This is a genomic window from Spiroplasma endosymbiont of Polydrusus cervinus, from assembly GCF_964019755.1.
Lineage (GTDB): Bacteria > Bacillota_I > Bacilli_A > Mycoplasmatales > Mycoplasmataceae > Spiroplasma.
In genome coordinates, this window is sequence record NZ_OZ026469.1 from 755,224 (window position 1) to 768,956 (window position 13,733).

A 13,733-nucleotide genomic window follows, 5' to 3' on the forward strand; every position below is an offset into this window, starting at 1 on the left:
ATCCTTTCTAATTTATTTTTTTTCTTTTAATTGTTAAATCTTTAATAACAATATTATTTGTGTCATTTGAAATTGAACCATTTTGGTTAATTGTTATTCTTTTATAAGAATTATCTGCTAAAAATGTAAATATTGATTTTTGTGATATTGTTTCAAAATAATATGTTACAAATTTATTAGCAGATGCATAATCTGTTATTGAAATTGATATTTTATAATAATATTTTGTTAAATAATAATCTGGAATTTTAAATGTTAATTTTTCGTTTGCTTTTGTATAATTAATTAATTCTCAATCATTACCATTAATAGAAATATCACCACTATCTAGTAGTGAATTACCATTAATAGTTTTAATATTTGCTCCGCTTATTAATTTATCTTGTTTAAAATCTGAAACTACAATTTCATCATTATCATTTTTAATGATAGTTTTATTATCAATCTTAATATCAGAACTTTTTTGGGATTTTCAAACCCCGTTATCATAATAAATAGTATCTTTATCAAACGGAACAATAAGATTAATATATTCGTTATAATCAATTTTGCTATAATCAATAATTTCTGGATGAGTAATATTAATAGTATTATCGGTTTGTACTCGTTCTTTTAAATAAAATAATAAAGTTTCATAAAATGTTTTTTTCGTAATATATTTATATTCTTCTTCTCAAGGATGAGCATAATTCCCTAAATGATAATTATATGGTCTATCAACCGTTTTACTAGATATAATATCAATTATTTCACCAGCTAATTTTAAAGCATTTTTAACATCTCTAGTAATATTTTCATTTGCTTCGGGGTCATTATTTTGTGAATAAGCAACTCCACCTTGCGAAAATGAAGCACTACCCGTTAAATCATTAACTCCTTTTGGTAAATATCAATTCATAACTGCTAATAAACAAGCAGATTGAATATAGCTTAATCATTTATCATATTCAATTAAACCAGTATTATCTTTTTTCACTCAGGGAAATAAATCTTTTTTATTAATCTTATCTGAAATTGTGCCACCTGATAATCTATCCATTCATAAACTAGTTTTTAAAATAGCATTATAAATTAAATTATCATTATAAGCAGATTGCTTACGATCATTAATAGGTTGTCAAAGTTTACTTGCTTTAACACCTTCAACTGTTATAAATAACAAATTACTTAAATTATTTTCCATATAAAACACCCCTTAATTGATTTCGATATTTATTTCTTAAATTAGATAGTTTATAACTATTAACTTTTCTTTGTACTTTTTTAATTTTTTTAATAGTTTGATTAGTTTTATAAAACATACTTTTAACTGGTGTTTTATATAAATTCTTAATATTTTTAACATCGCTTTTTCGCTCTCGATACCATTTTTTATTATTAATTTCACCAGCAAAATTGAAATTAAAGTGTCCAATCTTTAAATTATTAATAAACCTTTTAATTTGTTGTAATTTTTGAATATGTGGTAATGTTAATTTGATATTTTCTTTTGGATATTTTTCTTTTAATTCTTGTGGTAATCGTTTTTTAATATAATCTCTTAAATGACTAGGTAATCATTTTCTTAATCAATAACGCCAAAATAAAGTTCCAGCATTAGATGCTGCATTACTTAATAATTTTCAAATTTCAACTGGAACACTAGGATAAACATATGGACCATAAAAATTCGGGTATTTTGCTGTTTTTGTATATATTAAAATAGTTAAATTGCCTGTTAAAGTTAACTTATTTGTTATATTAAACATACCACTATTAAGCCAACTACTATTTAAAGGTTGTCAATTAGTGTTTAGATAATTTTCTTTTTTAAATTGTTCTCTATTTTTAATATTGTTATCTTTTTCTAATTTACTTAATATTTGTTGAATTTCTTTTTTATGACCTTTTTTAATTAAATTTAAATAAGTAAACGGATTTAATCATTGATAAATATCTTCAACTTTATTTGTAATCTTTTGAAAAGAATTAGCATAATATGAAGCAAACTTATTAACCTTATTAATTAAATTAACAAACTTATTTATTAAATATTTATTTCCTAAATTTTCTGCTAATAAAGTTAAAACTCGTAATATTAATAAATTCATAATTACATATTACTTATTTTGAATAAGTTAAATTAACGGTTTCACTATATTTATTAGGGTTAGCGGTTGCTAATGCACCAGTAGCTGTTATATTAGTAAATGTTGCATCACCATTTTGATAATTAGTGTTTTTTGCTTTAATTGCTGTTTCTAATTCAGAAACATTAGGAGTTTCTCCTGACATTATAATTTTTCCTAAATTAGGTTGTGTAATTATTGTTCTAATATAATCAATAGGAACACGATAAGTTTTATTTAAGTTATTAATTGCTTGATTAATTTCTTCTTGTGTAGGTGTTTTTTCTAAAATAATTTTACATGTTTTTGGATATAAAATAGTTGGTGTTGCATATTGTACTTTACCAATTCATTTAGGGTTAGCAGTATCATTATCTAAAACTTGTTGAATAGTATCCATATTAATTGGATATGCTCATACTTGTTTATTAATAAGTAAACCATTTATATTAGTAAAATTATAACCTTTATCTCGGTTAACTTGTCCTTTTGTATATTTTTTTTCTAAATGAAAATTTTTTGATACCGGAATACCCATTGCGGTATTTTCATATAATTCACCATTAACCATTGCTTTTAATTGAGCTTGTGAACCAATTACTTTTAAATAAGCCGGTGTTAATCCTAAATAGGCTCTTCGTCCTAAAACCATAAACATTTTATCGGTTGGCAAACCAAAATATAGATTACTAATTTGATTAGTTAATTCAATTAAAGTTTCATTTAATGTAAAGAATGCTTTATTTGCGTCATCTGCTTTTTCTGCTGTATAACTACGAAATGGAATTACTTCATATTGATCATCTGCTAAACAATAATCATAAATAGCCTGAATTAATTCATATTCTAAATTAACAAATTTATTCTGGACAACACTAGAAATAGCGTTAGCAATAACACCATTTTTAATATTTTGTTCTATTAATGCTAAATCAAAAGCCTCATTCATTAATTTTAAATTAAATCTTTTATCAATCGGAACTGGAATTCTTGTTAATCCCATAGTTTGAGTTGCTCCACCATTTGGTAATGCATAATCATCTTGTCATACCACACGATGAGTTAAATTATATAATGCTTGTCCTGCATTAGGCAGTCAAGCAACTTGTTCGGCTGTTGCTGTTGCATATTGCATAATGCTTGCATATTCATTATATAAAGGTCCGCGCAATAAAGCATTAACCATATCAACATACGCTTTTTGGCCTGTTGTATTACCTTGTAATGTAAAAGGTACTTGTGGCAAATTAATTGTTGCCATAATATTCACTCCTTATTATCTAAGGTTTTTAAGTGTATAATCAGTTAATTTTTTAATTTCTTCCGGAGTATATGCTCCTTTTTCTTTAATAGTTTCAATTTCATCATTCTTATTTTCAACCGAATTTTCAATCATTTCTTTAATAAAATTAGTTGGTGAAACTGATGGTTGTTCTTGCACAAACAAATCAGGTTTTAATTCTTTTAAAGTTTGCATTTTTTCAGATAAAGAATTACCACTAACTTTATCTAAATTAGTTTTAATATCTTCAATTTTAGTAGATGGAACATCTTTAAAAGCCTTTAATTCATCTAATTCATTAGATAATTTAATAAAGTCTTCTTTTGAAATAACATCTTCGCGTTTTTGCACACTTTCTCTAATTTGCTTTGCTTCATTATTAAACTGATTTAAGATATTTTCTGCAATCTCTTCACTTAAACCTTGTTCGATTAATTGTTCTTTTGTAAGTGCCATTTTTATAAACTCCTCTTTTTTTATCCTTGTCAGATTAACAATTCAGCGTAACTCTTTTTTACGGAAAAAGATTAAACCTATAAATTAATTATATATCAATAGTTTATAAATACAATACTTTTTATAAACTAATACTAAACTTAATATATTTTATTATTAATTTAGCGGTTAAAAAACGTAATAGGAATTATTTGGAAAGATAAATTTATTAAAATAAGTGATAATTTTGCTTGTATATATATATATATATATAATGAAATTAAATCTTGATAAAAAGTTTAGAGATTAAGAAACGGAGAAAAACAAGTATGAAAAAATTACTTAGTTTATTAAGTGTATTAACTATTAGTGGACCTGCTGTACCAACAATAATTGCTGCTAGTCCTTATCAAAAAGAAGAAAAAATTAATCTAGAAAATAGTAAAATTAATTCTTTACAAAAAAATAATTTAGGAAATTTAAAAAGAAGCAAAAAAAGTATTGACGATGATTTTTATATTGAAAAAATAGAAAAATTATTGGGTTATAATATTTATTTTGTATGTTTTAATGAAAAAAATTATGATGAACTTTATTTAGGAACTGTAAATGCCGGGGCATTTGTTTATAATTTAAAAGAAAATAATATAACAAAAATTGATGGAATACCAAATACAAATGTTTGGTCAATTACTTTTAATAAAATTAATAATGATATGTATTTTGCTACAGATAAAGGATTTTATTTATTAAAATCAAATGAACAAAATGCAACAAAAATTGATGGAACAGAAGGAAGTGTTCGTTGAATTGTTACAGATATCAACAACGTTTGTTATTTTTCTATTTATTCAAGAGGGTTATTTAAATGGGAAAATAATGTATTAACAAGATATAATAATGTTAATATTGATATTGTTGCCCTAGCAATTGATAGAGATGATAATTTGTATTTAGGTTTTTTAAGTGCTAATAAAGTGTTTATTATTAAAAAGGGTGAAACAATTGCTCTGTCGCTTGATATTCCTGCGCAAGGTGTATGATTTATATGATTTAATAATAAAGATAATTCTGTTTATATCGGTGGAACCAATAATATTTATATATTAAAAGATTTAAAAATTATTAAACATATTAGTTGTAATGGAAGTGTTATTTCAATTTCAGTTAATTCAAATAATAAAATTTATTTTTCAGTTTGAGGAGAAAATAACGATAATAAAGCAGGTGGTTTTATATTTAATCAAGAAAAAAATAATATAACAAAAATAACTAAAATACCTGTGTCAAGATCAATAACTGTAGATGATAATGATAATGTGTATTTTGGAACAAGTCTTGTAAGTTCAGGAGTTTATATATATAAAGATTTAAGATCTATAATAAATAAAAATAAAATTCAAATTAATAAACTTAAGACAGCACTAGAGATTTGTAGAAAGGAATTTAAAAAAATTCCTGTTAAATATGTTTCATTAGACCAAGATCAATTTTTAAAAAGTATAAATAAAACAATAGAAAATACTGAAAAAAAACAAAATTCATATGAAACACAAATTAATATTGATATTAGAAATAATTAATTTAATAGTAATAAGTAAATTAAAACAATTATTAAACATAAATAAATGAAAATAAGCAAATTTTATTTTCATTTTTAATTAAATTATCAAACACAACTATATAAAAAAGAAAGGATAAATATGAAAAAAATATTAAGTATTTTAGCAGCAATCACTTTAATTGGAACAAGCACAACAAGTTTAGTTTCTTGTGATAAAGTTACTAACGGAGAAAATAAAAAAGATAGCAAAAAAGAACCTAATTTTAAACCAGAACTACCACCAGAGAATGGTAATTGAAAATTAATTGATAAAAATAATTCAATTAATAATGATAAATTTGATAATGAATTTAGTGAAGAAAATGATAAATGATATCTATTTAATAATAAAAATGATTTATATCTTAATTATTTAGTAAAAAATAACGGTAATATAAAAAGGTTCAAAAATAATATTTGAACTCTTAATACATATAATAATGATTATGCATATTTTAACACAGCAAATATAAAATCAATTTATCGATGAGATAGTAACGGTAAGCCTGAAAAACCAACAATAAACAAAGATACTGGTGAAGTTATTGATTGAAAATAAACAAAAAAAATAATTTTCTTATTACTAAAATTTATAATATAATTCAATAAAATCAATTAATAATTTTTTTATATTCTATTTTTGTATTATACAAGAATATTTTTAATTTTTAAATTATTAATTAATAATTATACTATTTTAAATTAGAAAATTAATTTATATAAGATTATTTTAATTTTGTATAAAATATTTGCTGACATTAAAAATCTAATAAAATCAATTTTTTTATAAAAATTATAAATAAAAATAAATAAATAAATTAAAAAAAATTATTAAAAAACCTAATTAATTAGATTTTTTTTGCGTTATTAAGTAAAGTAAAAGAAACCAAATTGGTTTCTTTTGTTTATTTTCAATCAATAACTTCACCAGCATCTTTGTTTATTGTTGGTTTTTCAGGCTTACCGTTACTATCTCATCGATAAATTGATTTTATATTTGCTGTGTTAAAATATGCATAATCATTATTATATGTATTAAGAGTTCAAATATTATTTTTGAACCTTTTTATATTACCGTTATTTTTTACTAAATAATTAAGATATAAATCATTTTTATTATTAAATAGATATCATTTATCATTTTCTTCACTAAATTCATTATCAAATTTATCATTATTAATTGAATTATTTTTATCAATTAATTTTCAATTACTTTGATTTGATGGTTTTGGTGGCAAAACATATTGTGGATAATTAAAGGTTGGTATTTCATAATCATGTGGTAATAAGAAACTAGTTTTATAATTAGTTGTCATATCGCGTAAATAATTATTTAAGGTACTTTTTGTTTTACCTCTGAAACTCCATACTGATAATCGTAAATAATCTTCTTCATTATTTGTATATGGGTTATCAGCATAAAAGATAATTTCAAAATTTCCTTTATATAATGCTTGTATTGAAAACATATCAATAATATAACTACAATTTGTTCCATCAGGTGTTTGTAAGAATTCACAATCATTATCTTCTTCACTACCACTAACTGGTGTTTGAGCATCTACTGCTCTTGTACATTCATTAATTAAATAAACTCGATTAGTTTTTTGATTTAATTGTTTTAAATTATATGTTGAATATACTAATTAACTTGTTGGTGAACCATCTTTAGTTAAAATAGTACCTTGTATTTTATCTGTTAATAAAGTATTAAAACCAAAACTAGTAGCATTTGCACCAAAAATAGCACCAGCTTTATCATTCCCTTGTTCTCTAAATATTTTAAATGGTAAATAACCATTACCTTTTGCCTCACCACTTCAAAAAGCATCATTATAAAAACTATAAACATTAGCACTCATAAAACCATTAAGTCATTGAAAATTAGGTCATGATTTTTCATTTTGATTAATTACTCAACCCCAGGGAATACCAAAAGAAATAAAGTTTAAAAATTTACCAATCCCACCAAGTATCGTAAAAGGATTAAAAACTAATTTTTGTGTATAGTTTAAAGGTAATATTGTAAATTTGACGATTAATAAAATTATTCATATTTAAAATATCTCAAACATTACATGCACCCATTTTATTATATTCAATTTGAACACTACCAACAGTATTACCAAATTCATCTTTTCTTCTAAAATATGATGATGCTTGGGTACTAATTATATTATCAACTGTACCACCGTTTGTTTTTATTTTGTTTGGTGGTGTTATTTTTCAATATTTAGACCAGTAAAATTCAGAATTATTATATTCTTCATTAACATATCTACCAACAGTAGGATTAGTTACTGATGTAGTAGCGGGGTCTGTTATAACAATACCCTCACTATTTTTTTGTTTTCAAAAGTCATACCTACTTTCCATATCTTTTTTTCAACTTTCATAACCAGTTATCATTGTTGGTTGAATACTTTGAATGTTATATCAACTTACTTCTGGTGAAGCATAAGTGTTTATTTTATCGGGTGGACAAGGATACATGTTATACATTAATAAATCGCGTGAATTCATTACTTTTTGATTAAATTGACTAACAGATAAACCACTATTACTAATTTTGTCATTAATACTTGAAAATGTAATTTCTTGTCATAAAAAACTACCATCATAAGGCGAATAATAATTAATAACATTTGAGGGATATAATCACTGTCTATCTTGAGGTGCAGAATTAATATTACCACCACCAATATTTAATCCACGGTCATTAAATACAGTATAAAAATTATAATAATCATTAATATTTAATTTATTTACATCTTCATCTAAAATTAATAAAGTATATTGTCTTTCAGTTGATTGTTGAGTAAATACTTGTTCAAACTTTGCTTCACCAAATTGAATTGAACTTCTATCATCAATCATATAAGCATCTCAATATTTACCAACTTTAACCTCTTTTGTATAAAAGTTATCGGCTTTATTATCATTATTAATAAAATAACTTAATTTATATTGCTTTAAGTATTCTAACATTCTATTAATATCATAAATGTTTTCACCATCAATTAATTTTCAATAAACATTGCTATTTTCATCTTTTAATTTTATTGCAAAAGGTGTTTCGTTATTGGCTCATATTGTTGAATTAATTGGTTGTTTACTAAAATCATCAATCGTTAAGATATTAATTTCTTCACCTTTATCTTTTTGAACTATTTTTAAACTATCTTGTCATTGAGCAATAGTGCTTTCCATATTATCAAATATTCTTGAATAACTACCATAATCACTTGGCTTTTCATTATTAGGTTTTCAACCTGTTTCAGTATCAGGTATATATGAACTATAAACATTAAATGGAAATACCATTCAATGTCTGTTATCTTTTATGTTTTCTCTGATATCTATTAAAGTATCGTGGGCTTGTCTTCTTAATTCTTCTATAATCCCTGGGTTAATTCTACTCATTTGTTAATTCTCCTTTATTTCTGTTCTACCTTGTAAGGCATTTTGATTATTACCAGTTTCATCATATTCCATTAATTTATTATTATGTTCGATTTCTTTTGTGTCTATTTTTTCTCAGTATTTTTCAATTTTTTCATAATATTTAGTTGCTTCTAATTCATCAACATTATCATATTCAGTTATTGCTCTTATTGGCTCCATTGTGCGATTATCTAATCTAGTAGTAATTAATTCATTTTGTCGCATTTGGTCTACTAAACTAGCACTAACAAAATCAAACCCATAAGGGCGTTCACCATTCCCATCTCATAAACCGTAATATTTTAAAACAACATCAAACATTTTTGTATAATATTGTTTACGATATGCCTGTAAATATGCTTGTTTTTCTAAATCTTTTGTTTTAGTTAATAATGATTGTGTTTTATTTTGGTCATTATCTGATTTATCCCCAAATGGACTAGAAAAATGACAGGCTAAATATACTTGTTCAATAATTGATTTTTGGTCTTCTGTATATGTTTCTAAGGTTGGTGTCCCTTGTACTACTTGTAAAGATTGTGATAATTGACCATCTACTGTTGATGAACTTGATTGAACAAAAATATCATCAAATACATCTTGTAATGCTTTTTTATTACCGTTGTTATAGGCATTCATTAAACTTTCATCTAATTGACCATATCAATGGGTACGATTTGCTCATCTTTCTTTTGATTTAATATTAAAACTATCTTCTAAATAAAATTGTAATTTATAACAATTTGTCATAGTAGGTCAAGGATTTAAAGTAGTTGATGTTGATAAGAATAATGGATTGGGCTCATTAATCATTTCTCAAAAAGGTACAATACCTAATTTGTTTTTAAATTCTTGTATTAATACAGGTCTAACATTATCTTCAATTTGTGTTTTGCTTTGTCCAACAACTATTTCGTTATTTTTTGGCCAACCTTTAATAACTATTTTATCTTTGGTACAAATTAAATTTAAAATAAATTCACTGTCTGATTGGTGATAATTTAATCAAATATCAGCACCTTGTTCAATTTCGTTTATTTTACTTACACGAGATGTAAAGTTAAAAGGGTTAATTCATAAATCAATATTTCCATCACTAGTTTCTAATAAACCAAAAATAGTTTTACCCATTAAACTTGCTGTTAATTCATTTTTATCTAATTTTTCTTTTATTTTATAAGTTTCATATCATCAGTTTAATTTTTCTAAAATGTCTTTACGATGCGATTTAAATAAAATATCTTTACCATTTATTAATCGCATTTGATGGCGAGCAATAATATTTGCTAAATTAATTGTTCAATCATAGTTATAAAATTTTAAAACACTATTAATATCATTTAAGTTTGGTAAACTGGGGAAAGTATTATTCATGATTATTTTGCTCCTTTAATTTTAAGATAAGTGCATAATTAATAATATTTACTGTTAATAAATTTGGCTCATTTGCTAAAACTTGTACACATACTTTAATTTTTTGATATTTTTTAATATATTCGTTATATAAACTTAATTTACATATTGCGATATTATCTTTTTTTAATTCTTGACAAAGTCTTTTTTTAACTTGTCCACAAACAGACATATAAGGTCTTTTTGCATTTAATACACGCTCATCATGTATTACATAAATATCTTTTTTCATTAAGTCATTCACTCCCTTTGTTGTCATAATTTATAATCTGCTGAACTATTATGTTTAACCATTGGTATTAATTCAAAGTGTAAAGCATAAAAATCACTATCAAATGTATCATCATATAAATCTAACATTCTTTCTTCTCTGGCATCTGACTTATCTTCTCATTGAATTAATTCATATTGTGTTTTACTTACAGGACATTTTTCTCATAATCATTTTAATTGGTTTGTATTTATTAACATTGTAAATGCCTCAATACGATGTCGTATTTTAAATTTTTTTGTGCTGCTTTAAATGTCATATATTGACCAAAAGAATAATTATATTTTTCTCGATTTAAACTTTATAATGTTGAATAAGCACTATCATCAACATTTATTGATATACCTTGTTGTATTAAATTAAAATATTGATTTAATTGATTATTATAAAACTCTAAAATATCTTTTACCTGTTCTAATTCAGTTTTAAATTGCTGTGTAGCATTTGAATGAGTATATTCTGTGACTTTATATGCTTTTTTATCAAATGAATTATATAGTCAAAAAATAGCGGCAGTAGTGTGTCCTTTTAGACTAGTAGCATTAGCAATATCAACACCACCTAATAATTTCGTTGGTTGAATAATATCTGTTGCTTGCATAATATCAATATATCTTGCAAAAATTGAACCACTAGTATTACCGGGCAATCCTCAACTCCATACTCTTGCTCTTTCAATATCTAATTGTTCTAATCTTAATTGTTCATTAACTTTATCTTGTGGTAATTTATAATTAAGTCTTCAACTAGAATAATGAATAATAATTTTCATACTTCATTTTTCAATATATTTAATTTGTTCATATTTACTACGCATTATTTCTTCATTAAAAGCTAATAATTCATTACAATAGCCAACAATATATCTTTTTAAACTTTCAGGATTACACGTATTAATTGTTATTTTATTTTTATAACCACGAATAGCAAATTCTAAATCACTTAAATCTTTTTGTTGAAATTGGTCACATTCTTCTCTTCAATCAATTACTAATTTATACTTATCCAAATCAGCAAATGCTTTTAATTTTTCTTTCCGGCTTGGCGAATGTAAACCTTTGCAATATATTTTGCTACCATTTGATAAAGTAAAAGTAAAATTTGATAAATTAATAGTATAAGGTATATTATTTTTATCTAACATATTTCATATATTTTGAAAGACACTATCTTTTAAATCTTTACTCCAATACATACTAGCAATTATACAAATTGGTTCTCTAATTAATAAACTAATTTTTAATAATTCACCAAACATTTTAATATTTGATATAGTCTTACCACTATATCGTGTCCCAATTTGATTAATTTCATTTACTAATTCAAACTTTTTAGCAAAGGGATATTTATTACCAATACTACTATTTTGTAATAATCAATAAGACGTTTCTAATAAATAAGTAAAATGATTAAGCATTATTATCACTTTCTTTTTTAATATCTCTAATATCCGTTTGTAAATTAACAATTATTGGTTGTTGATTATTTAAGTTTAATTCTTTTTCAAGTTCTTTTTCTTGTAAGGAATATTTATAATTAAATGCTCGTTGTCAATATGTTTTTACCCCATCAGGCGTTTTAACCATTTGTTTAATAAGTTCACTTTCAATTTTATCAACTTGTCGTTCAATCAAAGGAACTATCTTGTTGCTCGCATAAGTATCATATCTTCACTTGCGAGAAAGGTTGAATTCATTGAATAAATCATTTAAAGTATATGGTTTATTAGGTTATTTATTTTCTCAAAATTGCTCTATTTTACGATAAAAAGTTGCCAAACTTGCTGTTTTTGGATTAAATTCTTTCATTTTTTACTCCTTTTTGCATATTAAAATTGCTATTATTTAATGAATATGATTAAATAAAAGAGTAAATAGAAATGTATAAAAGAACCGAGTTGGTTCTTTTTTATTATTTATATTTTATATCAAAATAAAAAAAAGTAAACTTAATTACTTTATTTTTTATAAACAGCTTTAAGAGACAGAATTTACTTACTGTTTATTGTTTAGATTATATACCTATAAAAATATTTGTCAATATAATAATTTCATTTTTTTAATTTAATGTTATAAATAAATTAAAAGATTGGAGACAGAAAAATGCAATACTATACACATGTAAAATTTGATGAGCAATATTTGTTTAAAGATTTATTTTTATCTGATACTTGTAAAAAGAAAAATGGAACACTTAATTTATCTGAAATATCAAGACAAGCGGGTCGTGCAGTTAATACTGTTAAAAGAGAAATTAATAGATTTAAAAATATAGAAGATTATAATCCATATGAAGCGCAAAAAGATTATAAACAAAAGCGTAAAAAATCTATTAAAAAACTACCTACATTTACAGAAAAACAACAAGAATTTTTAAATTTACGATTTAATATTTTTTGTGATTCACCAGCAGAAATTATTCAGCGATTTTTAATAAAGTTTAGTGTCAAATTTCCTTCCTGCCTTAAAACATTTTATAAATGAATTTATTTAGGTCTTTTGGGTTTGTTAAAGAAAAATTTATTAAATGGTGGCAGAAGAAATAGAACAAAGAAAAGACCTGATAATCGTGGTAAATTAAATGAAAGATTTAGGTCAATATGAGATATTGAAAATAAAGAGACTGATGTTGGTTGATTTGAAATGGATACGGTAGTTGGTAAAGACCATCAATCTAGTTGTTTAGTATTAGTTGAACAAAATAGTAAAAATTATTTTGCAATGAAATTAGAAGAAAATACTGCTAATGAAGTTTTAGAAAAACTTGAAGAATTAGTTAGAATTAATGGTTTAGTTGGAAAAATTAAAGGAATTATAACTGATAGAGGAAAAGAATTTAATAAGTTTGAAGAAATGGAAAAGATTACTGGTTCTAATGTTTATTATTGTGACCCAGGTTCACCAAAACAAAAACCCTTAATTGAAAGAATGAACCGTGAATTTAGGAAACGATACCTTAAGGGAACGGATTTTAATAATGTTACTCAACAAGAAATAGATTGAGTAATTAATGTTATAAATGAAAAATTAAGGCCTTGTTTAAATTGAAGAACATCTAAAGAAGTATTTTTAAATAATTTTAGATAATTTTATTTTAAAAATTTAATAAATTATTTTTCAGTGTGCTTAAATATGCTTAAAATAGACTAAATTTACAAATATTTTAATTTTTTTAAAA

15 protein-coding genes are annotated in these 13,733 nt (G+C 23.7%); 3 read left to right on the forward strand and 12 right to left on the reverse strand.

Annotated features, from left to right (window positions below):
* Positions 1 to 7: 7 nt before the first annotated feature.
* From AACK78_RS04775 to AACK78_RS04790, 4 genes are read right to left on the reverse strand one after another with little or no spacing between them, the layout of a single operon-like run.
* Positions 8 to 1,183, reverse strand: a complete 1,176-nt coding sequence (locus AACK78_RS04775; RefSeq protein WP_338954784.1) for a hypothetical protein — start codon at positions 1,181 to 1,183, stop codon at positions 8 to 10.
* Positions 1,173 to 2,090: a hypothetical protein gene (locus AACK78_RS04780; RefSeq protein ID WP_338954785.1), complete on the reverse strand. Its 918-nt coding sequence runs from the start codon at positions 2,088 to 2,090 to the stop codon at positions 1,173 to 1,175. The genes AACK78_RS04775 and AACK78_RS04780 overlap by 11 nt, the downstream gene beginning before the upstream one ends.
* 13 nt (positions 2,091 to 2,103) lie before the next feature.
* Complete coding sequence (locus AACK78_RS04785; RefSeq protein WP_338954787.1) at positions 2,104 to 3,369, reverse strand: hypothetical protein; 1,266 nt, start codon at positions 3,367 to 3,369, stop codon at positions 2,104 to 2,106.
* 15 nt (positions 3,370 to 3,384) lie between these two features.
* The gene (locus AACK78_RS04790) at positions 3,385 to 3,846 is read right to left on the reverse strand and encodes a hypothetical protein (protein ID WP_338954789.1); all 462 of its coding nucleotides are present in this window, start codon (positions 3,844 to 3,846) and stop codon (positions 3,385 to 3,387) included.
* 308 nt (positions 3,847 to 4,154) lie between these two features.
* On the opposite strand from AACK78_RS04790, the gene AACK78_RS04795 reads away from it, so the two are divergent.
* Both AACK78_RS04795 and AACK78_RS04800 read left to right on the forward strand, forming a co-directional pair.
* On the forward strand, positions 4,155 to 5,408 hold the full coding sequence (locus AACK78_RS04795) for a hypothetical protein (RefSeq protein WP_338954791.1): 1,254 nt from the start codon (positions 4,155 to 4,157) through the stop codon (positions 5,406 to 5,408).
* A 120-nt stretch (positions 5,409 to 5,528) separates the two neighbouring features.
* Positions 5,529 to 5,987, forward strand: a complete 459-nt coding sequence (locus AACK78_RS04800; protein WP_338954793.1) for a lipoprotein — start codon at positions 5,529 to 5,531, stop codon at positions 5,985 to 5,987.
* Between the two features lie 346 nt (positions 5,988 to 6,333).
* Here the strand turns inward: AACK78_RS04800 and AACK78_RS04805 are convergent, their stop codons facing one another.
* From AACK78_RS04805 to AACK78_RS04840, 8 genes are all read right to left on the reverse strand, one after another.
* On the reverse strand, positions 6,334 to 6,897 hold the full coding sequence (locus AACK78_RS04805) for a hypothetical protein (RefSeq protein WP_338954794.1): 564 nt from the start codon (positions 6,895 to 6,897) through the stop codon (positions 6,334 to 6,336).
* Between the two features lie 177 nt (positions 6,898 to 7,074).
* Positions 7,075 to 7,290: a hypothetical protein gene (locus AACK78_RS04810; protein WP_338954796.1), complete on the reverse strand. Its 216-nt coding sequence runs from the start codon at positions 7,288 to 7,290 to the stop codon at positions 7,075 to 7,077.
* Positions 7,291 to 7,414: 124 nt separating this feature from the next.
* Positions 7,415 to 8,851, reverse strand: coding sequence for a hypothetical protein (locus AACK78_RS04815; RefSeq protein WP_338954798.1), 1,437 nt, complete (start codon positions 8,849 to 8,851; stop codon positions 7,415 to 7,417).
* Between the two features lie 3 nt (positions 8,852 to 8,854).
* Positions 8,855 to 10,246, reverse strand: coding sequence for a hypothetical protein (locus tag AACK78_RS04820; protein WP_338954800.1), 1,392 nt, complete (start codon positions 10,244 to 10,246; stop codon positions 8,855 to 8,857).
* Positions 10,239 to 10,517, reverse strand: a complete 279-nt coding sequence (locus AACK78_RS04825) for a hypothetical protein (RefSeq protein ID WP_338954802.1) — start codon at positions 10,515 to 10,517, stop codon at positions 10,239 to 10,241. Before AACK78_RS04825 ends, AACK78_RS04820 begins: the two co-directional genes overlap by 8 nt.
* Entirely contained in the window at positions 10,517 to 10,756 is a 240-nt protein-coding gene (locus AACK78_RS04830; protein ID WP_338954803.1) for a hypothetical protein, read from the reverse strand. The genes AACK78_RS04825 and AACK78_RS04830 overlap by 1 nt, the downstream gene beginning before the upstream one ends.
* Positions 10,757 to 10,857: 101 nt before the next feature.
* A complete protein-coding gene (locus AACK78_RS04835) occupies positions 10,858 to 11,973 on the reverse strand; it encodes a PBSX family phage terminase large subunit (RefSeq protein WP_338954804.1) in 1,116 nt (371 codons plus the stop codon).
* Positions 11,966 to 12,190 carry a hypothetical protein gene (locus AACK78_RS04840; RefSeq protein ID WP_338954365.1) on the reverse strand — a complete coding sequence of 75 codons (225 nt, stop codon included), beginning with the start codon at positions 12,188 to 12,190 and terminating at the stop codon, positions 11,966 to 11,968. Before AACK78_RS04840 ends, AACK78_RS04835 begins: the two co-directional genes overlap by 8 nt.
* A 468-nt stretch (positions 12,191 to 12,658) precedes the next feature.
* On the opposite strand from AACK78_RS04840, the gene AACK78_RS04845 reads away from it, so the two are divergent.
* Entirely contained in the window at positions 12,659 to 13,642 is a 984-nt protein-coding gene (locus AACK78_RS04845; protein WP_338954806.1) for an IS30 family transposase, read from the forward strand.
* Positions 13,643 to 13,733: the final 91 nt, after the last annotated feature.